This is a genomic window from uncultured Flavobacterium sp. (assembly GCF_937967675.1).
GTDB lineage: Bacteria > Bacteroidota > Bacteroidia > Flavobacteriales > Flavobacteriaceae > Flavobacterium.
The window spans coordinates 26,609-52,863 of the sequence record NZ_CALBSN010000068.1; the positions used below are offsets into that span (position 1 = coordinate 26,609).

Sequence of the window (26,255 nt, forward strand, 5' to 3'; positions counted from 1 at the left end):
GGAATCGAATTGTTTTTTCTTCATTTCTGTATTTATAAGTAAAAAAAATAATTTCCCTAGGGAAATTGTTTGTTTTCTGTACAGCAATTATATAAATGCCTTAGGGAAAATAAAATAATAACAGTAAATAATTGAAATATTAACACTGTTTGTTACGCATAAAGCTTCTTAATTGTGAATAGTATTAAATAATAAAATCCGACTTGTGGTGGAGTCGGATTTTGGTTGTTTTACTTTGTGGGCACGGATTGTAAATCCGCGCTATAGGGTAAATAGATTTTAGTAATATTCAATTTCTCGTGTTCTTTTATAGCGTTCTTTGCCATCAACTAATTTAATAATTTCTGTCCAATTGTTTTTGGCGTCATATTTATATTTAAAATCAATTTTTTGAATTTCAATTTTTCCGTTGTCTTTTGTAATAAGCTTACCTGAAACTATTTTGTTATTTTTGTATGAATATTCTTTAATTATATTTGAATCAGAAATAGTATCACTACAACAAAAATATTTAATTATTCTGTTTTGATTGTCATAAATATAATCATTAGATGAAATCATTCCTGATTCATAAATTGTTTTTACTGTTGTTTTATTCTTTTCATAATTATATAAAACTTGATGCAATAAAATAGGTTCTTTATAATTATTCTTATCAGAATAATTATATACTAATGATTTTAGAATTCTATTTTTTTCATCATATTCATTAATTCTACTTTTGAAAACATTTGGAATAGAATCATGAACGCCATACGACCAATCTCCTTCTTCATTTTTACGCCAAGTTTCGGGTGTTTTTGTAGTTGTTGATTTTAATTTTCCGTTTTGATTATAATTATTGATGTATTCTGTTATGTTGCCTAATTCATCAATTTGTTTCACACTTATTACTTTATTGTCTTCATATTGTTTTATTGTATGTTTAAAGTAGTCAGAGTCAAAACTTAAAGAAATAATATTTTCATTGGTAAACTCATCGAAATCTTCATAATAATGGTTTTCAATTGAAACAGAATTGTTTGTAGAATCTATTTTTCTGATTACTCTGTTTTTTTTATCATACATGTAAGTTGTTGATTTATAAAACTCGTCTTTTTTTACAAACCAAGTATGTTTTAAAATGTTGCCATTTTCATTATAGTAACGTTCATAATTTTCATATCCAATATTACTCCCTGAAAATAAAATATCATAAATATTGAGATTTAAACTATTTGGAATTAAAATCATGGAATCACTATATTCATCAATTTCTATTTGATATGGATTATCTTTATTACTAATATCAAAAACTTTTTCACGAACACGTTTAACCTTACCATATATAGAATCTATATTTGAAACTTGTGATTTTACAGTTGTAGTAATTAGCAAAACAATTAAAAAAGAAAATCTCATATCATTTTTTTTATAACAGCAATATAAAAAAAAATCCTCAACAAGTTGTCAAGGATTTCTGTATTTCTAAAATCTTTTTTCTTTATTCTAAAGACTACAAGTGAATTACTTCACCGTAAGCATCAGCCACCGCTTCCATAACCGCTTCACTCATCGTTGGGTGAGGGTGAACTGCTTTTAAGATTTCGTGTCCTGTAGTTTCTAATTTACGAGCTACAACTGCTTCTGCAATCATATCGGTAACACCGGCACCAATCATGTGGCAACCTAACCATTCGCCGTATTTCGCATCAAAAATTACTTTTACAAATCCGTCTGGAGTTCCAGCAGCTTTTGCTTTTCCTGAAGCTGAGAATGGAAATTTACCAATTTTCAATTCGTATCCTTTTTCTTTCGCTTGTTTTTCAGTCATACCCACAGAAGCAATTTCTGGAGTAGCATACGTACAACCTGGAATGTTTCCGTAATCTAATGGCTCAACGTGTAAACCTGCGATTTTCTCCACACACAAAATACCTTCTGCAGAAGCCACGTGAGCTAAAGCTTGTCCAGGAGTTACATCACCGATAGCGTAGTAACCTGGAACGTTAGTTTGGTAATATGCGTTTACTAAGATTTTATCTCTATCGGTAGCAATACCTGTTTCTTCTAATCCGATGTTTTCGATGTTGGTTTTAATTCCAACCGCTGATAATAAGATATCCGCTTCTAAAACTTCTTCTCCTTTTGCTGTTTTAACGAATGCTTTTACGCCGTTTCCAGAAGTATCAATTCTTTCCACAGAAGAATTCGTCATTACGTTGATTCCTGCCTTTTTCAACGAACGCTCAAATTGTTTTGAGATGTCTTCGTCTTCCACTGGAACTACGTTTGGCATGAATTCAACAATTGTAACTTCAGTTCCCATAGCATTGTAGAAATGAGCAAACTCAACTCCAATCGCACCCGAACCTACAACAATCATTTTCTTTGGTTGCTCAGGTAATGTCATTGCTTGGCGATATCCGATTACTTTTTTACCATCTTGCGGTAAGTTTGGTAATTCGCGAGAACGTGCTCCAGTTGCAATGATGATATGATCTGCTGAATATTCAGTAACTTTTCCGTCAGCAGCAGTAACGTCAACTTTTTTACCTGGTTTTACTTTTCCAAAACCATCAATAACGTCGATTTTATTTTTCTTCATTAAGAATTGAACTCCTTTGCTCATTCCTTCTGCAACCGAACGCGAACGTGCAATTACAGCATTGAAGTCTTTATCAAATTCTTTAACGGTTAATCCGTAATCTGAAGCATGTTTTAGGTAATCAAAAACTTGAGCTGATTTTAATAATGCTTTCGTTGGAATACAACCCCAATTCAAACAAATTCCACCCAAATTTTCTTTTTCGATAACGGCTACTTTGAAGCCTAATTGTGATGCTCTAATAGCAGTTACATAACCACCAGGACCACTTCCTAAAACTATGATATCGTATTTCATTTTTTATAAAGTATTTCAGTTTTATTTATAAGTTGCGAATTTAAGGAAATAAAATTAAATAAACTTCAAAATTCAAATTCCAAAATTCAAATAAATTATAAATTCGGAAACACAGATTTAAGAAATTTTAAAAATTACTGAAATTTCTTAAATCTGTGTTCCAAAGAAAAAATGCTAGTTCAAGAGATGCTTAGCAGCATGACAAACTGTGACTGAGACTGAATACTGCGACTATTAAAACTATTCAACCTCCACAGCAAACTGCGAATCGTATAATTTCTTATAATAACCATTTGGCTTATTCACCAATTCGCTGTGTTTTCCGAATTCAACGATTTGGCCTTTATCCATAACGATGATTTTACTCGCGTTGATAACGGTTGCTAATCGGTGAGCGATAACGATAGAAGTTCTATCTTTTGTAATGGTTTCGGTAGCTTTTTGAATCAATTCTTCTGAATGCGTATCGATTGACGAAGTAGCTTCATCCAAAATCAAAATACTTGGATTACTCACGTATGCTCTCAAAAAGGCAATCAATTGGCGTTGTCCCGAAGAAAGCATCACACCACGTTCTTTTACGTTATAATCGTAGCCTTCAGGTAAAGACATGATGAAATCGTGCACACCAATTTTCTTAGCGGCTTTGATTACATCTTCTCTAGTAATTGCGTCGTTATGAAGTGTAATGTTGTTGTAAATGGTATCAGCAAATAAGAATACATCTTGCAACACAATAGCAATTTGCTTGCGAAGACTTTCTAAAGTGTATTCGTTAATATTACGATTATCAATCGTGATTTCACCCGAATCAATTTCGTAAAAACGATTCAATAAATTGATAATGGTCGATTTTCCAGCACCGGTGCTTCCCACAATAGCAATAGTTTCACCGGGTTGGACTTCTAAATTGATGCCTTTTAAAACTTCTTCGTTTTTAATATAACTAAAACGAACGTCTTTCAATTGAATCAAACCTTTAAAATGCGTTGCTTCGACTGTTCCGTTATCTTGAACGTTTTCTTCTTTTTCTAGAATTTCGAATACTCTATCGGCAGCAACTATACCCATTTGCATTACATTAAATTTGTCCGCAATTTGACGTAATGGGTTATAAAGCATGGAAATATACATATTGAAGGCAACTAATTGCCCAATTGAAGTGTCTGCATCTCCGTTAATAATCCACAAAGCACCAAAATACACAACTAATCCAATGCTAATGTTTGAAATTATATCGGCAATAGGGAAGAAGATGGAGTTGTATAAAATGTTTTTCAACCATGCTACGTTGTGTTTCTGATTGATTTCTTTGAACTTCTCTAATTCAATTGCTTCTCTGTTGAATAATTGCACGATTTTCATTCCGGTTAATCGCTCTTGAACAAAAGTATTTAAGTTAGCTACTTCGTTTCGAACTTCATTAAAAGCGACTTTCATTTTTCGGTTAAAAATGTTTGTAGCTAATAAGATAACTGGCATGATAACGAGCACAATTCCTGTAATTTTCCAATTCACGACAAGCATGAAAATAATTACAATTATCATTTTTAATACATCACTGATAATCATAAATAAACCTTGACTGAAGATACTTGCAATGGATTCGATATCGGAAACCGAACGCGTAACTAATTTCCCAACCGGTTCATTATCAAAATACTTCATTTTGAATGAATTGATGTGATTATAAAGTTTATTTCGTAAATCTTTAATTACATCTTGTCCTAACCAATTGGCTATATAACTGAAGTAAAATTGTGAAATCGCTTCTAATAAAAGCGCCACAAACATTATAACTACTAATATTTTAAGATTAGAAAAATTATCGTTTCCAGGGAAAATGGAAAGCATTAAACCTTCAAAATATTGCTGAATTACGTTTGTTTCTTTTTTAACTTCAATTAGATAATTGTCAATAGTAAAATTTAACAAAAATGGTCTAAAAGCACTAATAATCGCTAAGGTTACAGCCCAAAAACACACAAAGAATAACTTTCCTTGGTGCGGTTTTGCATAAACTAGCAATTTATTAAACGACGATTTTTTTGTTTTACTCATTAATTTTTTCTCTTTCTTTTATGTAAGGATACCTAACATTCACCAAATACAATCCATGTGCAGGAACTGAAAATCCGGCTTTTCCTCTGTTTTTACTTTCGATAATGGTGCGTAAATCAGCGACTTCAATTTTTCCTAGACCGATATTTACCATAGTTCCCACAATCGCTCTTACCATGTTGCGCAAAAATCGATCGGCAGTGATGGTAAAGATAAGCTGATTTCCTGATTGTTTCCAATGCGCTTCCGTAATTTTACAATTAAACGTATTTACATCGGTATGTACTTTCGAAAAACATTCAAAATCAATGTATTCAAACAAAATTTTACAAGCTTCATTCATTTTCTCAAAATCCAAATGATGCGAATGATACCAACTTCCATCGGTAATAAACGCATCTTTAAATGTGTGCATGTAATATTCGTAAGTTCTCGAACTCGCATCAAAACGCGCATGCGCATCATCAGCTACTTTAAAAATTCGATACACTACAATCGACGGCGGTAAAAATGAATTCAATTTGTGTGACCAATAGTCGGAATCCAATTCCAATTCGGTATCAAAATGCGCATACATTTGTTTAGCATGCACGCCCGAATCGGTTCTTCCGGCACCTACAATTGCTATATTTTCTCTGAAAAGGGTAGAAAGCGCCTTTTCCAAAGTTTCCTGTACCGAAGCGGCGTCAGGCTGACTCTGAAATCCGTGGAAGTTTTTTCCGTTGTAGGCAAATTCTATGAAATATCTCAAAATATAGTGGTCAGTGTTCAGTAATTAGTGTTCAGTTTTTCTAGATAGCTTGCAAATTTACAAAATTCAAAGGCAATGACAATTTCAAATATTAATAATAAAAACTTAATTTTGTCTTATGAAGAAAATTCTGTTGTTATCCGATACGCACAGTCACATTGATGACGCCATTTTGAAATACGTCAACCAAGCCGATGAAGTGTGGCACGCGGGCGATATTGGGAATTTAGAAGTCACTGACACAATTAAAAAACTAAAACCACTTCGCGCTGTTTACGGAAACATCGACGATGAAAAAGCACGTTTAGAATTTCCATTAAACAATCGATTTTTCTGTGAAGGTGTAGATGTTTGGATTACACATATTGGCGGTTATCCCGATAAATACAATCAAGCAATTCGTGCCGAAATCACAAAGAATCCTCCGAAATTATTTATATGCGGTCATTCTCACATATTAAAAGTACAATTTGATAAGAAGTTGAATTTATTACACATGAATCCAGGAGCTTGTGGAAAATATGGTTTTCATCAAGTTAGAACCATGTTGCGTTTTGAAATCGATGGCGATAAAATCCAGAGTTTGGAAGTGATTGAACTAGGGAAGAAATAGTCTTAATTATTCAGTCGCAGTTTTCAGTCACAGTGTTCAGTTTAAATAAAAAAATCCGAAACTTTCGAATCGGATTTTTAACGCACTAATAAACTAAGATGATAGGTTTATCGTAATCGATCAACAGATTTTACGAGATCTTCGTCCTTTTTTATTGCCTTGTTGGCCAAGACTAATAAAACGATAGAAATTGCAGGAAGAAACATCCCAATACCCTTCTCAGAAACTTGAGTTTCTCCGGATAAGTTTAGCGAGCGATACACAAAAAATCCTAGTAAAATAAAGTTAAATATCATGTTCAATCTGTTTAAAACAAATTGATGTTGTCTCTTTTTAAAATTGATTATACTAAAAATTGCTAATAAAGCTGATACTACAAAAAACACTATATATAATAAAGAAGAGGTAAAAAACACTTCTTTTTTATCGGTTGTTGTCCATAAAGAAAACACAAAAGGCAAAGCGCCCATCGCAATTGCGCTGATAGCCATGTAAACCGTTTGAATTCTTTGTATCATTTTGATGTATTTATGGAACAAAAATAGTATTTCTTTTCAATAAAAACTATTGCTATATTCAAATTTATTCGTATTATTGCACTGTATTAGTCGTAAGTACTTCATTCTACGACACCTTACACTTCAAAAAAAATCTATCATTTTTTTATTTTAACTCAATCAACAATTTTATTCAACTTATATCCATGTTTGATATTGAAGTATTAAAGGAGATGAAACTCTCTGATTTGCAAGAGATTGCAAAAGTAGCTAAAATCAATAAATACCGCTCCTTAAAAAAAGACGATTTGGTATACATGATTTTAGATTTGCAAGCAGCAAAACCTGAAGTTATTAAATCAGATTTAGCTCCTGAATCAACAGCTGAAAAGCCTAAAGAAAAAAGAGCGCGAATTGTTCCTAAAAAAGAAGTTAGCCAAGCGCCAAAAATCAAAAAAGATTTGTTTTCGAAACCTTTGAAAGATTTACCAGAAGAAATTATTCCGGTTACAACTGAAAAAGTTGAAGAAGAAATTAAAGTTACAGAAAATAGAGAGCTAGCTCCAAAACGTAATGAGAAGTTACCTCGTAAAGAGTTTAAAAATAAACAATCTTTACCCGATACAAAAAAAGAAGTAACAACTTCAGAAGAAAAAGCAACTACCGAAGCTGTTGCCACCGAAACTACTCCAAAAGAAAAGACACAGCCTAAAAATCCAAATTACAAGGCCAATCAAAATAATCCCAACCATCCTGATTATAAAAAGAACGTTGCAACTGAAGCTACAAATGGTACTAATGGGAACGTTAATAAAAATCAAAACCAGCATCCAAACAAAAAGCAAAACTTCAGAGAACCTGATTATGAGTTCGACGGAATTATTGAAAGTGAAGGCGTTTTAGAAATGATGCCAGATGGTTATGGATTTTTGCGTTCGTCAGATTACAACTATTTAGCTTCACCAGATGATATTTATTTATCAACGTCTCAAATTCGTTTGTTCGGATTAAAAACAGGGGATACCGTAAAAGGAGTAGTGCGTCCACCGAAAGAAGGTGAAAAATATTTTCCATTAGTAAAAGTATTAAAAATCAATGGACATGACCCACAAGTGGTGCGTGACAGAATTGCTTTTGATCATTTAACGCCTATTTTTCCAAAGGAAAAATTCAATTTAGCGGAACGCAGTAGCACAATTTCGACTCGTATTATCGATTTATTTTCGCCAATTGGAAAAGGACAACGGGGTATGATTGTAGCCCAACCAAAAACGGGTAAAACCATGTTGTTGAAAGATGTTGCAAATGCTATTGCAGCTAATCATCCAGAAGTTTATTTAATTGTTTTGTTAATTGATGAACGTCCAGAAGAGGTAACCGATATGCAACGTAGCGTTCGAGGTGAAGTAATTGCTTCTACTTTCGACAGAGAGCCACAAGAGCACGTTAAGATTGCCAATATTGTTTTAGAAAAAGCAAAACGTTTAGTAGAATGTGGTCACGATGTAGTGATTTTATTAGACTCGATTACACGTTTAGCAAGAGCATACAATACAGTTCAACCAGCATCAGGAAAAGTATTGAGTGGTGGTGTTGATGCGAATGCGTTACAAAAACCAAAACGTTTCTTTGGAGCGGCTCGTAATGTAGAAAACGGTGGTTCGTTAAGTATCATCGCAACTGCATTGACAGAAACCGGTTCTAAAATGGACGAAGTAATCTTCGAAGAATTTAAAGGAACTGGTAACATGGAATTACAGTTGGACAGAAGAATTGCCAACAAACGTATTTTCCCTGCAATCGACTTGGTTTCTTCAAGTACACGTCGCGACGATTTGTTATTAGATGAAAACACCATTCAAAGAATGTGGATTATGCGTAAATACTTAGCCGATATGAACCCAGTAGAAGCTATGGATTTCATTCATGACCGTTTCAAGAAAACCAGAAACAACGAAGAATTCTTAATTTCGATGAATGAATAAAAATAGAAACTCCGATGAAAATCGGAGTTTTTTTATGGGTTTATTTTTGATATTTTTTTGCTAACGTTAGCTTGATACTAGTGAAAGATTGAGTTAAAAAAATTATTCTCTTTCTTGTAAAGGATTATAATTAATAAATCTTTTCATGTCTTCGGAATAGTCTTTTACTTTGGATAATTCTTTCCATTTTCCATTTTTTTCTAATACTTCAGAAGTTATTAATCTATCTCTTTGTTCTACTCTTGCAAATTCTTTTAAACTATCGTTTTCTATTTTTAAAAAGCAAGTTGTGTTTCCTCCAGTTAAAATAAATGAATCTAGACAATCAAGGTTTTTATTGTACATTAAGTTTGGATAATTTTCTGAATTTTTTATACATTTTAGTTTTTCATTTGAATATAACACTAAAGTTTGAACAACATTTCCTCTACGAGCAGCAGTTCCTGATACGAAGAGTAAATCTTTTAAATTATCATTATTAAAATCACTTATTTCGCAGTTTAATTTGTTTATAAAATCACCATCTACTTTAAGGCTATCATTTAGAACCCAAAGACTGTTGTCTTTTTTATATAAGAACAATTTAATAAATGTGTTTTGATTTGTAACAATTTTATAGATGTCTATTTTATTTTTTGTTTTGGCTCCAAAGTTGGTAGAATCAGAATAAAATTCAATAGTATCACAAATTGCGATATTTTCAACTTCATTTGAATGTTTTTTAAAGTTGTTTTCTTCATTTGATTTATTACAACAAATTAGTAAAACTGATAAAAAAGTTATCAATATTATTTTCATTTTTTTTAACCTTTAAATATAATTTACTTCAACCTTTCCAAAACGCCTTTTCGTTTTACAATATTCTTGTAATCCCACTGAATTTCTTTTGCTTTTTGAACCCAAATTTCTAAATCAGGAATATTAATTTCATTAACGGAATTATAAAAAATAGAAGCATCTTGAAATTTACCTCCTAAAACATTCAGTTTATTTTCATCAAATGATTGTCCGCTCCAAAACATCAATCGGATGCCTTTCTTTTGTTTGCTGTAACCTACAATTGGATTTCCATCTAAAAACCAAACCGGATGGGCATGCCAAATTTTATTTTCTGCTTCTGGTAAATGTAAGTTGATTTGTTCCGCTAATGCATCACAAATTAGCTTATCTTCTGTAGATTGCGAGTTGTTATATGTCTGAATATCTAAATTCATAAAACTATTGTTTCAACCAAATGTAATAAAAAACTCCGAGAAGTCTCGGAGTTTAATAATAGTTTTATTTTGAAATAACACATTTAAAAGATCGGTGAAAATCCGTTAAATCTGCGTTATCTGTGTTCCAAAAAAATTAAAACCCATTCACAATAGCCAAAAAGTCATCTGCTTTTAAAGCAGCACCACCAATTAAACCACCATCTACATCAGGTTTAGAGAAAATTTCTTTAGCATTATCAGGTTTTACGCTTCCGCCATATAAAATAGTCAAGTTGTCTGCAATATCGAAACCGTACACTTTTTCTACTAACGTTCTAATGAATTTATGCATTTCTTGTGCTTGTTCTGGAGAAGCCGTTTCGCCTGTTCCAATCGCCCAAACAGGTTCGTAAGCCAATACAATATTCGCCCAATCTTTCTTCTCTAAATGAAATAATCCATCACGAAGTTGATTTTCAACAATATTAAAATGATTGTTGGCTTGGCGGTCTTTCAATTCTTCACCAAAGCAGAAAATAATACGCATTTCATGTTTTAGCGCAGTATCCACTTTACTAGCTAATAAAGCATCGGTTTCATGAAAATAAGCACGTCTTTCGCTGTGACCTAAGATTACAGTTGTTACGCCGATATCAGTTAACATAGAAGCTGCAATTTCGCCTGTGAAAGCACCACCTTCTGCTTGGTGCATGTTTTGTGCGGCCACTGTAATTCCTTTTCCATTCGTAATCTCAACTGCTTTTGATAGGTTGACAAACGTTGGAGCTACAATAATTTCAGTAGTTGTATTTGTTTTTTTTGCAATAATCTCTTCTAATAATGCAACGGTCTCTTTTTGCGTTTTGTGCATTTTCCAGTTTCCGGCAACGATATTTTTTCTCATTGAAATTTCATTTTTAATAATTTCAAAAGTACTAATTTGTTTGTTTAATTAGTATTTTTTGGTCACCTCATTGTAATAAATTTACGCAAAGGTTTGCGAAGATTAGACTATTATTTAACCTTGTTTAATACCTCTTTTATTTTGTCAAAATCTTTTTCTATAGCTCTGTATAAAACAATTTTACCGGTTTTGTCTACTATTAAGTATCTTGGAATCCAATCTACATCTAATGATTTTCCAAATGTTCCTTTCATGTTATCACCAATGAAATAATTCTCACCTTCCACTTCATGTTTTTCGATTCCTTGAATCCATTTTTCAAATGTTTTGTCAAAGGATAAGTTTACAAAAACAACATCTTTACCATAGGTTTGGTTTATTTTTTTTACTTCTGGCATTGCTTTGATACAATCCGAACACCATGAAGCCCAAATTTCTATAAATATGGTCTTTCCTTCATGTTTTTTTACTACTTCTTGAAAAGTAATTGGCTGATCATTTGTTGTTTTTAAAACATAATCAAGACTTTCTTTTTTAAAAGTAGTTTCTTCTTTTTGTGCACATCCTAAAGTGCTGATTAGCATCGTTGCTAAAACAAATATTTTTTTCATAGCTTATTTTTTTAATTCCGAATAAGGCTTTTTAATTATTTTTTTGAATTCATTACTATTGAATTTATTTTCATTGATGCCGTAATAGTATTTGAATTCGTTACCATTCCATAAATATTTCACCCCTGGTGTGTCTTTTCCTGAACCTAATTCGGTCCAAAACGGAATCACATCAATCATTTTGTATGGAAATTTCGTTCCTGCGAATTCAAAAAAGGTTGGAATTTTCTCTGGTTCTTCATTCATGAAAATCACATAAATAGGAGGGAAGTTCTTATCTTTTTTACGCATTTCGTTCAATTCTTTTGCGGTATCCATACAATGGTCGCAACCCGGCACAAAGTAGCACAGAATCTTTTTATCAGTATCAATACCCGGAAAATATTTTTCATAACCCGATTTTACTTTTTTAGGAGCGTCTTCGGTTTTCTTTTCTGTTGGAATTTCTTTTCCATCTTTCAATTTAATGGAATCATTTCCTATTTTTATTTCTTCAGTTGTATAAATATAATCTGTAGAAGGTTTAATTTCAATAATACTATTTTTTGGACTAATTGGCTCTTCAACAATTTCCGCTACTGGTCGAATTGGAGCCAGCATAAAAAGTGCTAAAACACAACCCAAACCAACCGATTTCAACAACCAAAAATTCGATTTTCCATCAGCAGGTAGTATTTTGAATAACCAAATTAACAATCCAATCGCAATGATATTTTTGATAATAGCCTCAACAGGTGTCATTGGAATTAATTCTCCGAAACAACCACAATTTCCTGCATTTCCACTTACAAAAGTGGTGTAGCTTAAGTGAATTGTGAAAACCGCTAACAATAAAATCGTAGCTGGAATTGTGATTTTTTTTAAGTAATCTTTCAATAAAATAGCAATTCCAAGTGCGAATTCAATTCCGATTAAAATTCTCGAGAAATAAGGCGCAAAACCTTCTGAAAATCCTAATGGATACAATTGTTTTACTTCAAAAGTGGAAATCGCAAAATAAGGCGATGGATACAATTTAGCTACAGCCGAAACAATAAATAAGGCAGAAATAGTTAGGCGTAAAATCCAACTTAAGTTTTCTTTTTTCATGCTTTTTTTGATTTTTGATAAAAATACAATTTCCAAAAAAGGTAATGTGTTAACGACTTGTTATTTATTTTCCATTAAAATCAAAGCGAAAACCGAATAGTTAATCATGTCTTGGTAATTGGCGTCAATTCCTTCCGAAACTAATGTTTTACCTTTGTTGTCTTCGATTTGCTTCACACGAAGTAACTTTTGAATGATTAAATCGGTTAACGAACTGATTCGCATATCGCGCCAAGCTTCGCCATAATCATGATTTTTGTTTTCCATTAAGGCTTTGGTTTCAGCTATTTTTTCATCGTATAATCTAACGGCTTCATCAGCTGACATATCAGGTTGACTAGCAACTCCTTTTTCCATTTGAATCAATGCCATCGCACAATAATTGATAATTCCGATGAATTCTGATGCTTCCCCTTCATCCACTTTACGCACTTCGTTTTCTTGTAAACTGCGAATTCGTTGCGCTTTAATAAAAATTTGATCGGTTAAAGAAGGTAAACGTAAAACACGCCATGCGGTTCCGTAATCGTGTGCTTTTTTTGAAAATAAATCGCGACAAACCGCTATAACTTTATCATATTGTTGAGAAGTATTCGACATTATTTGCTTTATATTTGTGTGAAATTTTTCAAAAGTAAGCAATTAAGTGAAAAGTGAAAAGTGAAAAGTGAAAAGAAATACAAATTATGATGAATATCAATTGCAACGGAAATTTAATCGATTTATCAACTCCAAAGGTCATGGGGATTTTAAATGTGACGCCTAATTCGTTTTACGATGGTGGCAAGCACAAAGAAATCAATTCGATTATTCATCAAGTAGATAAAATGCTGTCGGAAGGTGCTGATTTTATTGATATTGGTGCCTATTCGAGTAAGCCAAGTGCCGAATTTGTCTCGGAAGAAGAAGAAATCAAACGTTTGGTTCCGATTGTGAAATCATTGGTTGAAACGTTTCCCAATATTATTTTATCGGTAGATACATTTCGAGCTCAAGTTGCGAAAGCTTCGGTAGAACATGGGGTTGCTATGGTAAATGACATTGCAGCAGGTTTGTTAGATGATAAAATGTTGGAAACCGTTGCCGAATTGAAAGTGCCCTACATCATGATGCACATGAGAGGCAATCCACAAACGATGCAAAGTCTAACCGATTACAACGACATTGTAAAAGAAATGATTTTCTATTTTTCAGAGCGAATTCAAAAGGCGAGAAGCTTTGGAATTTCGGATATTGTGATTGATCCTGGATTTGGATTTGCCAAAACATTGGAACAGAATTACGAAGTGTTGCATAAAATGGAGTTGTTTTCGATGTTAGAATTGCCATTGTTAGCGGGAATTTCAAGAAAATCGATGATTTATAAAGTGTTAGAAAGTTCGCCACAAGAAGCCTTAAATGGAACTTCGGTTTTGAATACAATTGCGTTACAAAATGGAGCTAAAATTCTTCGAGTTCATGATGTAAAAGAAGCAGTGGAGTGTATAAAATTAGTCAGTAAATTAAAATAAAGAATGAAGAAATTAGTTGCTATTGTTGCCTTGATAGGCTTGTTTTCTTGTAATGATGAAGAAGTGTTGTTGCCTCAAGAAAATGTTTCGGTTATGAAAGAAATGACAGACCATTCTCCCGTTTATATGTTCTTTAAAACCGAAGAAAATCCCGATGACAAAGAAAAATTAGATACGATTGTTGAAGTGAATCGCAAAAATTCAATTTCTTCTACCAATTGGGTGTTCAATATCGACAAACGTTTGCCTTTGAAATTAGTCATTCCAGAAGTGATGAATTTACAAGACAAAAAGAAACGCAGTTCACATTCGAAGGAAGGAACCATGAACGTTTTTACGTATTCGGATAGTGTGGCTAAGAATTTGGCTTTTTTCCCTTTTACAGATGTGGAGTTTAAATTCGGTAAACATTTTTCTAAGTTTTTCATTAAAAAACACGCCGAACATTACAGAGACTTCCACAATTTTACTGTAAATTTCAATAAAGACAATAAAATTACCGTTGATGGAAACGATGTTTCTAGAGAAGAATTTATCGATTTCATTAAAGAATTTGCAGACTTTACAAGCGACGGAAAAATCACGATGCTACATTTGAATTTCGACAATCGCTTAACGTATGACCAATACATTCAAAATAAGATTTTAGCATGGAAAGCAACGAATGATGAAATTCAATTGTCTTCTTTTGAATTTGTATATGATGAGAAGAAATTGCCGGAATGTGGGTGTAAGTTGTAAGCTGGGAGTTGGGAGTTGGGAGTTGGGAGTTGGGAATTGGATAGAGTAAATCCTTTTACCTTATTACTGATGATGATACGGTTCATTTCTCAAAATTGTAAACCCTCTATAAATTTGTTCGATTACAAACAATCGTACCATTTGATGAGAAAACGTCATTTCCGATAACGAAACTTTGCCTTGTGCTTTTTGATAAACGGTATCACTAAATCCGTACGGACCACCGATTACGAATACTAAGGTTTTAATTCCAGCATTCATTTTCTTTTGTAAAAAGTCGGAGAATCCTACGCTACTGAACGTTTTTCCGTTTTCGTCAAGTAGAATTAAATGGTCGGTTGGGGTGATTTTGGATAAAATCAATTCACCTTCTTTTTCTTTTTGTTGGGCTTCGGATAAATTCTTTACGTTTTTGATGTCGGGAATGATTTCCAAATCAAATTTCACGTAAAACGACAAACGCTTGGTGTAATCATCAATCAAGGTTTGTAGCGCTTTATTATCTGTTTTTCCGATAGTTAAAAGACGAATGTTCATGTGGTTTGTATTTGTGAAATGAAAAATCACTCTTTTTAGGAGTGATTTTCGATATTAGTTAATTTCTTCCGTTTGCTTCTCTTTGAAATCAATTTCGCAAGCGTAAGAAAATAGTTTTTCTTTTTTAATGATATCTGCAGTTCCTTTTGGTAGTAACTCTTCCCAACCAGCTTCTCCTCTGCAGATCATTTTTAATACATGTCTTGAAAATATATCCAAGTTCTTTTCGTCAAAATCTTTAATATCAATAACTTTTCCATTGAATTTGAAGAACTTATACAATTCTTTCATTCTTGGATGTACTTTTAAGTTTTCTGAAGTGATGATATTACCATTTTCATCTTTCATCGGGTACAAGTACACCTTTAAATCGCGATAGAATAATTTTCCAAAAGCCTCTAATATTCCACCTGATAAATGGCGGTAATATTTTTCATCGAAGATCTCGACTAAGTTATTTACTCCCATAGCTAATCCCATACGAGCTTTAGAATAATTAGAGAAATATTCTACTACTTTAAAGTATTCTTGGAAGTTGGAAATCATTACTGTTTGTCCTAATTTACAAAGTAGTTCGGCACGGTCTAAGAAATCGCGTTCATCAATTTCGCCTTCCGCTTTTAAGTTAGAAAGGGTGATTTCAAAAACTACAAAAGTATTTTCTTTATCTACTTTATTTTCTTGAATAAACATTTCATACGAACGCTCATACATGTCCATATTAACTTTAGTAACCGGTCTGAAACTTCCTCTTAAAGCCAAAATGTTCTTCTTATATAAAACAGCAGCTGGTAAAATGTTTTTTCCATCTGGACCAAACATTACGGCATCGGTCATTCCATTTTTCACTAATTGTAAACTCATCAAACGATTATCAACATCAGCAAAACGAGGACCAGAGAAGTTAATCGTATCAATTTCTAATTGGTCTTTATCTAAGTGGTCGTATAAGTAACGCAGTAATTTTTTCGGGTCATTATATTTGTAAAAAGCACCGTAAATTAAGTTCACTCCTAAAATTCCCAGTGTTTCTTGCTGAAGTTTAGCATCATTTTCTTTAAAACGAATGTGAAGTATAATTTCATTGTAAGCTTCATCAGGTTCTACTTGATAGACAATTCCAACCCATCCATGTCCTTTGTACTGTTTTGCAAAATCGATAGTAGCTACAGTATTAGCATAACTAAAGAACAATTTATTTGGATGTTTGTCTCTGCTTAAACGCTGCTCCACCAAATTAATTTCATGGGTTAACATTTTACGTAATCTACTTTCTGTTACATAGCGACCATCGGTCTCTTCTCCATAAATAGCATCACTAAAATCTTTATCGTAAGCCGACATGGCCTTTGCAATTGTTCCAGAAGAAGCACCAGCTCTAAAAAAGTTTCTAACCGTCTCTTGACCCGCCCCAATTTCAGCAAATGTCCCATAAATATTTTCATTAAGATTAATTCTCAATGCCTTATCTTTAATGGAAGGGATTTGCTCTATCTGTTTATCACCACGAACTTTAATATCTGTAACCATACTTTTCATCTGAAAAATTTATTTTGGGGGCAAATGTGAATAATTTAAGCCTATGCAAAGTTAATCATTTTATAAAAACAACCATAATTATTGTTATTTTTGTGAAAAACATAATTGTGAAAGTTTATTTTCTTGGAACAGGTACATCTCAAGGCATTCCAGTAATTGGAAGCCATCATTCTGTTTGTTTGAGTGCGGATGAAAAAGACAAGCGATTGCGGGTATCCGTTTGGGTTGAAACAGAAAAAGTTTCTCTTGTTATCGATTGTGGTCCCGATTTTAGGCAACAAATGCTAAATTCGAAATGCGAAAAAATAAATGCACTGTTATTTACTCACGAGCATTCTGATCATACAGCTGGATTAGATGATATTCGTCCGTTTTTCTTTAAGCAAGGTGCTATTCCTATTTACGCCCATCAACGCGTTTTAAAAAACCTTGAAAAAAGATTTGATTATATTTTTGAAACTGAAAACAAGTATCCAGGAGCACCATCAATTATTGAAAATGAAGTGGTAAATAATCAGCCTTTTACGGTGAATAACGAAACAATTGTTCCTGTTAATGCTTTTCACGGTTCGTTACAAGTTTTTGGATACCGCATCCAAGATTTTGTGTATTTAACGGATGTAAAAACTATCGAAACCTGTGAAATTGTCAAAATAAAAGATTGTAAAGTATTGGTAGTAAATTGTTTAAGAGAAGAACCACATGCAACACATTTTAATTTAGAAGAAGTGTTACATTTTATATCTTTGGTGCGTCCAAAAACAACTTATTTAACACACATTAGTCATTTGTTTGGTTTTCATGAAGAAATTCAGAAGAAATTGCCAGAAAATGTGTTTGTAGCTTATGATAATTTAGAAATTAATATTTAAGATTTATGAAGAACGTAATTTTGTATGCTTTGATTTTTTCGTTATTGTTTAATGTGTTTCAATACGTAAATGCAACAAAAATATTAGACGCTAAAGATAAAGAAGTACTGAAAGTAAAAGCAAATTTAAAAACCTCAAGAGATTCAGTAGCTTCATTAGCCAATGCTAATTATTTTGCATTAGAAAGTGATGAAGATGCGCAAGAATACTTTTATTCTAATAATTTAGATTATCAGAAAGTAGCAGTTAAAGTCAAAGAAGATTTAATTGCTTTAAATGAAAGTGCCAATGGAAATCCATTAGTACCGTATGAACCAATTGACGGAAAGCCTTTTTTAGTTAATTCGTCAAAAGTTTTAAATCATAGATGGATAATAGCTGAATTTTCTAATGGAGATTTATGGGGTCAAATTTTAATAAAATACTTTGTTTCTGAAACAAAACCAACAGACTTTGAAACTGTAGAAACGGTTTTATACGAAAGACAAACAAAAGAATAAATAAATTACAACGCATGGCAACTACAACAGCGAAAACCCAATTAGAATGTTATTTTGATGAATTCAGAAAGGATATAATTGGAATCAATCAAACATTTCAATCGCCATTTGGGGAAAAGAGAATTATTTATACCGATTGGACGGCGAGCGGAAGATTATATCGCCCGATTGAAGAAAAGTTGATGAATGAATTTGGACCATTCGTTGCCAATACACATACCGAAACTTCTGTGACCGGAACCGCGATGACAATGGCATATCATGAAGCGCGTCATATCATTAAGAAACATGTAAACGCTAGTGAAAATGATATTCTAATTACCGATGGAACAGGTATGACAGGTGTTGTAAATAAGTTTCAACGTATTTTAGGACTTCGTATTCCCGAAAATTTGAAAGAGTTTACAGCAATTCCAGATGCGATAAGACCTATTGTTTTTATTTCGCACATGGAACACCATTCGAATCAAACTTCTTGGTTGGAAACAATTGCAGATGTGGTTATTATTCCAGCAGATGAGAATGGGTTGTTTAGCATAGAAAATCTAAAAATATTATTAGAAAAATACCAAGACAGAAGTTTTAAAATTGCTTCTATTACATCTTGTTCAAATGTTACAGGAATTAAAACGCCATATCACGAAGTAGCAAAATTAATGCATCAAAACAATGGGGTTTGTTTTGCTGATTTCGCTTGTTCAGGTCCTTATGTAAATATCAACATGCATCCGGAAGATACAGAAAGTTATTTGGATGCGATTTTCTTCTCACCACATAAGTTTTTAGGTGGTCCTGGGACTTCGGGAGTTTTAATTTTTAATAAAAACTTATACAAAAATAACGTCCCTGATTGTCCAGGGGGTGGAACTGTAAGCTGGACTAATCCTTGGGGTGAACACAAATACATAGATAACATCGAAGATAGAGAAGATGGTGGAACTCCAGGGTTCTTACAAGTGATGAAAACTGCTTTGGCAATTCAGTTGAAAGACAAAATGGGAGTTCAAAATATTTTAGACAGAGAACATGAATTAATCGATTATGTATTTCAGAAATTAGGCAATATTGATAATCTTCATATTCTTGCAAATCAACAACAAGACAGATTAGGGGTTATTTCTTTTTATATTGATGATTTACATTATAATTTAGGAGTAAAACTATTAAATGATAAATTCGGAATTCAAACACGTGGTGGTTGTAGTTGTGCGGGTACTTACGGACATTATTTATTACATGTTGACCAAGAAACATCTCACAATTTGGTTTGTAAAATTACATCGGGAGATTTAATCCAAAAACCAGGATGGATTCGTATGTCGATTCACCCAACAACTACAACAGAAGAAATGGAATTCGTTTGCGAGAACATTAAAGCTTTAGCCGCTAATCATAAAGAATGGGGAACGGAATACGACTACAATCCCAAAACCAATGAATTTGTTCATAGAAGTTCCCAAGGTGAAATCAAAGAAATGGTTCATAATTGGTTTAATTTATAAAAAGAAAAAGCTCAGTATTTACTGGGCTTTTTCTTTAATATGTTTCCATCTTTTATGCGTCCACAAGTAAAATTCGGGAGCTTCGTAGATTTGTTCTTCTACTAATTTCAAGAATTTATCGGTAATCTCATAATTTGGAACTGATTTAGCGTCTTCAGAAAGTATTTCAAAACTTGCTTCGTAATAGCCTCTTTTTACTTTCTTAACTTTTAAGAAAATCACATTCATATCAAAGCGTTTGGCTAGCATTTCTGCACCCGTATGAACCGGAACTATTGGTCCCATAAATGGAGCCCAATGGTAGGCCGATCTAGCTTTTGGCGATTGGTCGCTAGCAAACCCATACAGGCTTAAAACTTTGTTACGGTAATTGTTTTCAATGGTGGAAATAGTCTCTTTTGTAGTTATTAATTCCGCTTTAAATTTTGATCGAATGCGTTTAACCAATTTATCAAAATAAGGATTAGCTAATTTTTTATAGATACCAATTCCTTTAAAATTCGTATAATAATTCATTGAAATTACCCATTCATAACTAGCATAATGGGCACACATCAAAGCAATACTTTTGTTTTTCTTTTCTAAATCATAGTAAACCTCCATATTCGTAAAAGAAAATCGTTTTTCCATTTCTTTTTGTGAAATGCTCATTGTTTTTATCATTTCTAAAAACATATCACACATATGACTGTAAAACTTTTTTTCTATTTGGAAGCGCTCTTCGTTAGACAAATGAGGTAACGCTAATTTGATATTATCTCGAACTACTTTTTTACGATAGCCAATTACATTATAAATTAAAAAACAAATAAAATCTGAAAACAAGTAAAATAAGGGAAATGGTAAAATTGAAATTACCCAAAGAATAGGATATAGGATAAGATAAATTAATAATTGCATTGCTAAATTTTTTACAAATATACTTTTTTACTTGGAAGTAAATTTGACAAAGTATTCTTAAATTTACAAAAAAAACTTTATGAACCTTGTTTTATTATTGATTTTAGCCGCAAATGCTTTAATTAGTTACAAAGCCTTTAACGATTCTTCTTTCTTTAGAAAATACGAATTTCACATCGGAAGTATTCGTTCAGGAGAACAATATAGAATGTTTTCTTCGGCATTTTTACATGTAGATCTTATGCATTTGGTTTTCAATATGTTCACACTGTACATGTTTGCGCCTTATGTAATTGATAGTGTGGGTGCCTTGTATTTTGCGTATTTGTATTTTGGGAGTTTAATCGCAGGAAATTTACTTACTTTATTTTTTCATAAAGACGATTATTATTACAGAGCAGTTGGTGCTTCTGGCGCCGTAATGGGAATTATTTACAGCGCAATTCTTTTAGAGCCTAATTTGTATATGTATGGAGTTATCCCTGGATATATATTCGGATTTGTGTATTTGTTGTTTTCAATTTATGGCATGAAAGCAAAAAGTGACAATATTGGTCATGTGGCGCATTTTGGAGGCGCAATTGGTGGATTTGTTATAACATTAGCCAAATATCCTTTTTTAAGCTATGAAGAACCTAAAACAGTAATAGCATTATTGGTACCAATAGTTATCTTAATTATTATGGCGAAAATGAAAAAAATATAAAGCTCTGTATTTTTGGCACAATACTTGAAAACTTCTAATTATAAAAATTTACCCATATGAAAAAAATAGTCTTATTATTCGCATTAGTTACTGCCACAATTCAGGCACAAGAACTAAAACAAGTACCACAAATCAGCGTTTCGGGAGAAGGAAAAATGAAAGTAACTCCAGACGAAGTTGTTATTACAGTGGCGGTAGAAAACATAGGTAAAGAGGCAGCCGAAGTAAAAAAGAAAAATGATGAAACCGTTGATAAAGTGTTAAAACTTATCAAACAACGAGGTATTCCAACAGCCGATTATCAAACACAACGTGTAAACTTGTATAAAAACTATGATTACAATACTAAAAAATACAATTATGTAGCCAATCAAACGATTTCTATTTATTTGAAAGATTTATCTAAGTACGATAAATTAATGATAGATTTAGTAGATAGCGGCATTAATACAATTCAAGGCGTAGAATTCAAATCATCTAAAATTAAAGAATACGAAAGTCAAGCTCGTAAAAAAGCAATGTTAGATGCCAAACAAAAGGCAGAAGATTACGTTTCCGTTTTAGTGGGACAAAAAGTAGGGAAGGTATTAGTGATTTCTGATAATTCATATACCAATTATCCACGACCAGTATTTGCCGAAATGAAAACCATGGCTATGGCAGACGGTGCTTCAACGCCACAAGAAACATTAGCAATAGGAGAAATTGAGATTGTTTCAAACATATCCGTTTCTTTTGTATTGGAATAAGAAAATAGGATAAAAAATAGAAAAGCCAGAATGTAAGTTCTGGCTTTTTTGTTTATATCTTAAAATGGCGAGTAGCCATAGGTTTTGGAAATATTTTTAAAACGTTTTGCAAACTGCTGTTAGGCGTTCAGTGTTATTGTTGGTTTTCTGTTTTAACTTCTTCCATTTTTATGAATTCAAACTTTTTATTTGCTTCGTTCCAATTCCAATATTTTTCAAGTGCTTCGATTCCTTCACCTAAATTCATTCCTGAAAGGCTTGTTATTAATAATGTACTTTCTTTGTCTGAATTAACCGAATTTCCAATTCCGTCCCATTCGTCATCAATTGGTAAATTATAAACCTTTCCATCTCTGACATCTACCATTGCTCCAGAAATACAAGATGTTCCGCAACCCCAAGTTGCAATTATATAATTTCCTGCGAAATTTACTTTTCCATCTTTATAAGTTTCTGAAATTGCAGTTTTGTACGCTTTAGCTGTCTCATTGCTTTTAAAATCTATTTTAACTTTTTCAGATGATTCTTTGAATTCAGTTTTATAATCTTCAAAAGTTATTTCTGATTTCTCCTCTTTAGTAGTGTCTTTAATTTCTGCATTAATTTCACTTTTCTCAGATGAGGCTGCATTAGGTTTTTCGGTGTTTTCTTTACAAGCAATTAAAGTCATTGTAATTATTGCAGACAAAAGAATTTTTTTCATAATTTATTTGATTTTTATTTCTCTAAGTGAATTTGGAGACCCAATCCTAGACTTAATATATTATAAGTTGTAGAAGAATTTAGGTTGTTAATATTATAATTAATTGTCATTTCGAAAGCAACACTACTATTAAAATAAACAACTGGACCAGCCTTAAAATCTAACGCAGTGCTTTTACTACTCGAATTATTACTGCCTGAAAATGAATATCCGACATGAGTCAAAACATTTACTCTTCTATCAGATTTGAGTAAATAATATCTTGCATATGGACCTATTCCATAGCTTGTCACAGAACTACCATTTTCTGGTTTATTATAAGCTATCAGTGGAGTTATACCAATGGCAAATTTATCCATTACAAAATATCCTAAATTCGGTCTAATTTCAAGTCCAATACTATTACTATTTGTATTATTGTCATCGTCTTTCAATTGAGCGCTGTAAAAACTCCCAGTTCCCCCAACTAACCAATTACCTTTAGTAATTTGGGCGTTTGAAGTAACAAAAGATAATAATGCAATAGCAATTAATAGTTTAAATGTTTTCATGTGTATAAATTTATAATGTTAAAAATGTAAATATAATCTTTCTTTTTTGGTGGGCTGTTGCCTTGAACTAATTTTGTTCTGATTAATTTCATAACGTTGTTTTTTAATTTTTTTGAGCCTTTGTTACTCAATGGTTTCATACAACGTTTTGTGGCTTAGCGAGGTGGCGAGCTTCGTAAGCTGATTTGTTAATATTTAATTTTATGTTTCTTGCGGTTTTGTTTTCCAAGATTCTCGCCATCTTGCTAAACCGCTGTGCTTGTTGCACAACTCAAATATACAAATACTTGCATAAAAACGATATAATTTGTAAATTTATTCATGCAAGGAAAGAAAAATTTTACTCCACAATTATTTGTTTCGGTTAATTTGTTGGATTTGGTTCCAGCGGATAATTTTTATAGAAAATTGTTAACCGAACTCGATTTACATTTCATTTATAAAGCTACCCAAAAGTATTATGGCAAAGAAGGACAGGAAAGTATTGATCCTGTTGTATTCTTTAAGATTTTGTTGGTAGGATATTTGAATAACATTAACTCTGACCGACAATTAATCGCTTTTTGTAGCGATAGTTTATCGATACGTTTGTTTTTAGGTTATGATGTTCATGAGCAATTGCCATGGCATAGCACCATTAGCCGTACACGAAGTTTGTATGACGAAGAAGTATTTTTGAGTTTGTTCAAAGAAGTCTTAAAAATGTGCGTAAATAAAGGCATGGTTCGTGGCAAACGTCAAGCGGTGGACAGTGTTTTTATTAAAGCCAATGCGAGTATGGATAGTTTGGTGGAGAAAGAAGTTTTGGAGGATGCTAGTGCTTTTGTAAACGAATTAGAAGAAAACAGCGAATTTAAAACTACCAGTACCAGAAAGAAATTGGTAGAACAACACCACGCTTGAAAAGAAGAAGCCTATAAAGGAATGCCTAACGCTACAGGAAAAGACAAAGTAGATGAATTTGGGAACATCATCCGACCAAAATAGGTATCCAATCATACACATTATTCTCCTACAGATAGCGATGCTAGAGTGAGTGTAAAACCAGGTAAAGCGCGACAATTAAATTATTTTGGACAAATTGCTGTAGACGATGCTCATCATGTCATTACAGGAGCCTGTTCTGATTTTGCCGACAAACGCGATAGTCAGTGTTTAGAACAAATTGTAGAGCTTACAGAGGAAAACCTAAACAAAAATGATATTGAATTAGAAGAACTTTTAGCCGATGGTGGTTACAGTAGCGGCGAAGCTTTAGCGTATCTACATCAAAAAAACATCAACGCCTACATTCCTAATTTCGGTCAATACAAACCCGAGCGAGAAGGTTTTACCTTCAACAAAGAAGAAAATTATTACCAATGTACAAAACCCGAAGGCAACCAAGCTAAACTACTGTTCAAAGGCGAAAAAACAGATAGTAAAGGCTACACCAAACGAACCTATAGAAGCAGTGAATCCGATTGCAAGCATTGTCCGCTAAGAGAACAATGTTGTGGCAAAAGCACCAAGTTTAAAAAAATCGACGATAGTATTCACAAAGAACATTATGACCGCATGCATCAAAAACTCACACAAAACGAGAAATATGCCAAGAAAATGTCGAGAATACGAAGTAAAACGGTAGAACCTGTGATTGGAACCTTGGTCAACTTTACCAATATGAAGCGAGTCAACACAAGAGGTATCAAAAACACAAACAAACACGTATTAATGGCAAGTTTAACCTACAACTTGAAGAAATACTTGCGCTTTACCATCAAAAAACCAAGTGTTTTAGCCCAAGTTATTGCCTTAAAACAGGGGAAGTGCTTTACTTTTGTAAAATCAGTCTTTGAAGACTTCAAAAACTCGATTGTAAGCTATTCCGATTTTAGAATTTTGTACTTCAACTAAAAAACAAACCTCGCTTAAATGTCCCGAAAATTCGAGATAAACGAGGTCAGAATTTTATTTTTTTTGAAATTTTATTTAAAAAATGGTAGTTGTGCAACAGTTACCGCTGTTAGCAGTAGCTTTTTATATTGGTTTTGTTATTAGAAAATAAATTATAGCTATTGCTAAAAATGATAACATTAAGTATAAAATTTGGTTAGCTATGTTTTCCTTTTTTCTGTTTGTGATAAATGTCAAAATTAAAAGAGTTACAAATGAAATAAATATTGTTTGATAAAAAAATAAACACGCCCAAGGATTTCCGTCTGAATTAATTCCAATTTTCCCAAACGAGCGTATCAATAATTCATTTAAACAAATTAAAAAAACACAATAAATTAATGTTTGAAAATAATTACGTTCAAAATTTCTTTTCAAAATTACAATTATTGGGATGAAATAATATCCACTAATTGCACCAATCATATTTTGGTGTTTTATAGAAAGTAGTCCAAAAAACAATACGATTGCAAAAGTCACAATGTGATAAACATTTATTTTAGGATTTCCATTTTCCATTTTTGAAGTACTTTCAACTTTCTGTTAAGTTATATTCTCGGATTCTCGAAGGTTCTCATAAAGTTACTGCTAACTTGTTTATATGTCTGACAAAATCATACATAGCTGCCCAATTTTGGGTGTATGTGTCTGATACATATCAGTTATATCCTTACCAAAAATAATAAAAAAATCTTACAAATCATTAAAAGGGCTTTTTATTTGTTGTATGCTTTTTGTGCTTACGTGAGTATGTATTTCGTTAGTTTTACTTCTATTTGCATGTAGTGTTTTAAGAAAAAGGTAAAGTATGTTTTAATCCTTTAAAACAACAAGAAACAAAAAAAGCACCTCGTTAAAGGTGCTTTTGTGGGGAGAGCAGGATTCGAACCTGCGAAGATGTAATCAGCGGATTTACAG

At 32.5% G+C, this 26,255-nt stretch carries 27 protein-coding genes; 11 read left to right on the forward strand and 16 right to left on the reverse strand.

Going from position 1 to position 26,255, the window contains the following annotated elements:
- Positions 1-279 precede the first annotated feature (279 nt).
- The 4 genes from Q0075_RS04745 to truA all read right to left on the reverse strand — a co-directional run bounded on the left by Q0075_RS04745 (position 280) and on the right by truA (position 5,696).
- Complete coding sequence (locus tag Q0075_RS04745) at positions 280-1,401, reverse strand: hypothetical protein (protein ID WP_297868510.1); 1,122 nt, start codon at positions 1,399-1,401, stop codon at positions 280-282.
- A 94-nt stretch (positions 1,402-1,495) separates the two neighbouring features.
- The gene (gene lpdA / locus Q0075_RS04750) at positions 1,496-2,884 is read right to left on the reverse strand and encodes a dihydrolipoyl dehydrogenase (protein WP_297868511.1); all 1,389 of its coding nucleotides are present in this window, start codon (positions 2,882-2,884) and stop codon (positions 1,496-1,498) included.
- A gap of 240 nt (positions 2,885-3,124) precedes the next feature.
- A complete protein-coding gene (locus tag Q0075_RS04755) occupies positions 3,125-4,945 on the reverse strand; it encodes an ABC transporter ATP-binding protein (RefSeq protein ID WP_297868512.1) in 1,821 nt (606 codons plus the stop codon).
- Positions 4,938-5,696: a tRNA pseudouridine(38-40) synthase TruA gene (truA, locus tag Q0075_RS04760; RefSeq protein WP_297868513.1), complete on the reverse strand. Its 759-nt coding sequence runs from the start codon at positions 5,694-5,696 to the stop codon at positions 4,938-4,940. The genes Q0075_RS04755 and truA overlap by 8 nt, the downstream gene beginning before the upstream one ends.
- A 118-nt stretch (positions 5,697-5,814) precedes the next feature.
- On the opposite strand from truA, the gene Q0075_RS04765 reads away from it, so the two are divergent.
- Entirely contained in the window at positions 5,815-6,309 is a 495-nt protein-coding gene (locus Q0075_RS04765) for a metallophosphoesterase family protein (protein ID WP_194096676.1), read from the forward strand.
- Between the two features lie 107 nt (positions 6,310-6,416).
- Here the strand turns inward: Q0075_RS04765 and Q0075_RS04770 are convergent, their stop codons facing one another.
- Positions 6,417-6,827 carry a DUF4293 domain-containing protein gene (locus Q0075_RS04770; RefSeq protein WP_291109900.1) on the reverse strand — a complete coding sequence of 137 codons (411 nt, stop codon included), beginning with the start codon at positions 6,825-6,827 and terminating at the stop codon, positions 6,417-6,419.
- Positions 6,828-7,012: 185 nt separating this feature from the next.
- On the opposite strand from Q0075_RS04770, the gene rho reads away from it, so the two are divergent.
- A complete protein-coding gene (rho, locus tag Q0075_RS04775) occupies positions 7,013-8,791 on the forward strand; it encodes a transcription termination factor Rho (protein ID WP_291109898.1) in 1,779 nt (592 codons plus the stop codon).
- 102 nt (positions 8,792-8,893) lie between these two features.
- Here rho and Q0075_RS04780 read toward each other — a convergent pair whose 3' ends face one another.
- The 6 genes from Q0075_RS04780 to Q0075_RS04805 all read right to left on the reverse strand — a co-directional run bounded on the left by Q0075_RS04780 (position 8,894) and on the right by Q0075_RS04805 (position 13,191).
- Positions 8,894-9,589 carry a hypothetical protein gene (locus Q0075_RS04780; RefSeq protein WP_297868514.1) on the reverse strand — a complete coding sequence of 232 codons (696 nt, stop codon included), beginning with the start codon at positions 9,587-9,589 and terminating at the stop codon, positions 8,894-8,896.
- Positions 9,590-9,612: 23 nt separating this feature from the next.
- Complete coding sequence (locus Q0075_RS04785) at positions 9,613-10,005, reverse strand: DUF1801 domain-containing protein (protein WP_297868515.1); 393 nt, start codon at positions 10,003-10,005, stop codon at positions 9,613-9,615.
- Between the two features lie 136 nt (positions 10,006-10,141).
- Positions 10,142-10,891, reverse strand: a complete 750-nt coding sequence (gene tpiA, locus Q0075_RS04790) for a triose-phosphate isomerase (RefSeq protein ID WP_297868516.1) — start codon at positions 10,889-10,891, stop codon at positions 10,142-10,144.
- 110 nt (positions 10,892-11,001) lie between these two features.
- Positions 11,002-11,502: a TlpA disulfide reductase family protein gene (locus Q0075_RS04795; RefSeq protein WP_297868517.1), complete on the reverse strand. Its 501-nt coding sequence runs from the start codon at positions 11,500-11,502 to the stop codon at positions 11,002-11,004.
- A 3-nt stretch (positions 11,503-11,505) separates the two neighbouring features.
- Complete coding sequence (locus Q0075_RS04800) at positions 11,506-12,591, reverse strand: MauE/DoxX family redox-associated membrane protein (RefSeq protein WP_297868518.1); 1,086 nt, start codon at positions 12,589-12,591, stop codon at positions 11,506-11,508.
- A 60-nt stretch (positions 12,592-12,651) separates the two neighbouring features.
- Entirely contained in the window at positions 12,652-13,191 is a 540-nt protein-coding gene (locus tag Q0075_RS04805) for a DUF1599 domain-containing protein (RefSeq protein ID WP_291109881.1), read from the reverse strand.
- An 89-nt stretch (positions 13,192-13,280) separates the two neighbouring features.
- Here Q0075_RS04805 and folP point away from each other — a divergent pair, with 89 nt between their 5' ends.
- Positions 13,281-14,102: a dihydropteroate synthase gene (folP, locus tag Q0075_RS04810; RefSeq protein WP_297868532.1), complete on the forward strand. Its 822-nt coding sequence runs from the start codon at positions 13,281-13,283 to the stop codon at positions 14,100-14,102.
- A 3-nt stretch (positions 14,103-14,105) separates the two neighbouring features.
- Positions 14,106-14,843, forward strand: coding sequence for a hypothetical protein (locus tag Q0075_RS04815; protein WP_297868519.1), 738 nt, complete (start codon positions 14,106-14,108; stop codon positions 14,841-14,843).
- Between the two features lie 63 nt (positions 14,844-14,906).
- Here the strand turns inward: Q0075_RS04815 and rlmH are convergent, their stop codons facing one another.
- Together rlmH and Q0075_RS04825 are read right to left on the reverse strand one after the other, a co-directional pair.
- Positions 14,907-15,380, reverse strand: coding sequence for a 23S rRNA (pseudouridine(1915)-N(3))-methyltransferase RlmH (gene rlmH, locus Q0075_RS04820; RefSeq protein WP_297868520.1), 474 nt, complete (start codon positions 15,378-15,380; stop codon positions 14,907-14,909).
- A gap of 54 nt (positions 15,381-15,434) precedes the next feature.
- Positions 15,435-16,910: a TonB-dependent receptor gene (locus Q0075_RS04825; RefSeq protein WP_297868521.1), complete on the reverse strand. Its 1,476-nt coding sequence runs from the start codon at positions 16,908-16,910 to the stop codon at positions 15,435-15,437.
- Between the two features lie 116 nt (positions 16,911-17,026).
- On the opposite strand from Q0075_RS04825, the gene Q0075_RS04830 reads away from it, so the two are divergent.
- Genes Q0075_RS04830 through Q0075_RS04840 form a run of 3 tightly spaced genes read left to right on the forward strand, consistent with a single transcriptional unit; the run spans position 17,027 to position 19,793 of the window.
- Positions 17,027-17,791: an MBL fold metallo-hydrolase gene (locus Q0075_RS04830; RefSeq protein WP_297868533.1), complete on the forward strand. Its 765-nt coding sequence runs from the start codon at positions 17,027-17,029 to the stop codon at positions 17,789-17,791.
- Positions 17,792-17,796: 5 nt separating this feature from the next.
- Entirely contained in the window at positions 17,797-18,291 is a 495-nt protein-coding gene (locus tag Q0075_RS04835) for a hydrolase (RefSeq protein WP_291109867.1), read from the forward strand.
- A 14-nt stretch (positions 18,292-18,305) separates the two neighbouring features.
- Complete coding sequence (locus Q0075_RS04840) at positions 18,306-19,793, forward strand: aminotransferase class V-fold PLP-dependent enzyme (protein ID WP_297868522.1); 1,488 nt, start codon at positions 18,306-18,308, stop codon at positions 19,791-19,793.
- Positions 19,794-19,811: 18 nt separating this feature from the next.
- Here the strand turns inward: Q0075_RS04840 and Q0075_RS04845 are convergent, their stop codons facing one another.
- Entirely contained in the window at positions 19,812-20,693 is an 882-nt protein-coding gene (locus Q0075_RS04845) for a lysophospholipid acyltransferase family protein (RefSeq protein ID WP_297868523.1), read from the reverse strand.
- Positions 20,694-20,772: 79 nt separating this feature from the next.
- On the opposite strand from Q0075_RS04845, the gene Q0075_RS04850 reads away from it, so the two are divergent.
- Both Q0075_RS04850 and Q0075_RS04855 read left to right on the forward strand, forming a co-directional pair.
- The gene (locus Q0075_RS04850) at positions 20,773-21,399 is read left to right on the forward strand and encodes a rhomboid family intramembrane serine protease (RefSeq protein WP_297868524.1); all 627 of its coding nucleotides are present in this window, start codon (positions 20,773-20,775) and stop codon (positions 21,397-21,399) included.
- Between the two features lie 56 nt (positions 21,400-21,455).
- Entirely contained in the window at positions 21,456-22,148 is a 693-nt protein-coding gene (locus Q0075_RS04855; RefSeq protein WP_297868525.1) for an SIMPL domain-containing protein, read from the forward strand.
- A gap of 133 nt (positions 22,149-22,281) precedes the next feature.
- On the opposite strand, the gene Q0075_RS04860 is transcribed toward Q0075_RS04855, so the two are convergent.
- Together Q0075_RS04860 and Q0075_RS04865 are read right to left on the reverse strand one after the other, a co-directional pair.
- Positions 22,282-22,851, reverse strand: coding sequence for a hypothetical protein (locus tag Q0075_RS04860; RefSeq protein ID WP_297868526.1), 570 nt, complete (start codon positions 22,849-22,851; stop codon positions 22,282-22,284).
- 14 nt (positions 22,852-22,865) lie between these two features.
- The gene (locus Q0075_RS04865) at positions 22,866-23,402 is read right to left on the reverse strand and encodes an outer membrane beta-barrel protein (RefSeq protein WP_297868527.1); all 537 of its coding nucleotides are present in this window, start codon (positions 23,400-23,402) and stop codon (positions 22,866-22,868) included.
- Positions 23,403-23,723: 321 nt separating this feature from the next.
- Between Q0075_RS04865 and Q0075_RS04870 the strand changes: the two genes are divergently transcribed.
- Positions 23,724-24,305 carry a transposase gene (locus Q0075_RS04870; protein WP_297868528.1) on the forward strand — a complete coding sequence of 194 codons (582 nt, stop codon included), beginning with the start codon at positions 23,724-23,726 and terminating at the stop codon, positions 24,303-24,305.
- Positions 24,306-24,434: 129 nt separating this feature from the next.
- Positions 24,435-25,298 carry a transposase gene (locus tag Q0075_RS04875; RefSeq protein WP_297868529.1) on the forward strand — a complete coding sequence of 288 codons (864 nt, stop codon included), beginning with the start codon at positions 24,435-24,437 and terminating at the stop codon, positions 25,296-25,298.
- Positions 25,299-26,255: the final 957 nt, after the last annotated feature.